The organism is Pseudomonas sp. 05N432, from assembly GCF_056396945.1.
In genome coordinates, this window is record NZ_JBFTMM010000062.1 from 1 (window position 1) to 799 (window position 799).

Sequence of the window (799 nt, forward strand, 5' to 3'; positions counted from 1 at the left end):
AGCACCACCATTGAAAGCACCACCGGTGGCAATTTCGAGCAGCTGACCCCGAGCACCACCCCGGCGGTCACCACGATCACCGATTCGATCGACAACACCGGGCTGTCCCTGGCAGCAACCGGTTCGGTCACCGAAGGCGGCCAGATCACYTACACCGCGACGCTGACCAATCCGGCCGGCACCGCGATGAGCGTGACCCTGTCCAACGGTGCAGTGATCAACATCGAAGCCGGCAAGACTTCCGGTTCCGTGGTGGTCGATACCCCGGCCAACGACGTCTACAAAAACGGCAGCACCGTCAGCACTACCATCGAGAGCACCACGGGCGGCAATTTCGAGCAGCTGACCCCGAGCACGACGCCGGCGGTCACCACGATCACCGATTCGATCGACAATACCGGCCTGAGCCTGACGGCGACCGGTTCGGTTACCGAAGGTGGCCAGATCACCTACACCGCGACGCTGACCAACCCGGCCGGCACCGCGATGAGCGTGACCTTGTCCAACGGTGCAGTCATCAACATCGAGGCCGGTAAAACCACTGGTTCCGTGGTGGTCGACACCCCGGCGAATGACGTTTACAAAAACGGCAGCACCGTCAGCACCACCATCGAAAACACCACCGGCGGCAATTTCGAGCAGCTGACCCCGAGCACCACCCCGGCCGTTACCACGATCACCGATTCGATCGATAACACCGGGCTGACGCTCACCGCCAACAACACGATTACCGAAGGCGGCCAGATCACCTACACCGCGACCCTGACCAAYCCGGCCGGTACGCCGATGACAGTGACCC

At 62.2% G+C, this 799-nt stretch carries 1 protein-coding gene; it reads left to right on the forward strand.

Annotated features, from left to right (window positions below; genetic code table 11):
- On the forward strand, positions 1-799 hold a 799-nt coding region (locus tag AC1DHT_RS29200; RefSeq protein ID WP_477761593.1), incomplete at both ends, for an immunoglobulin-like domain-containing protein.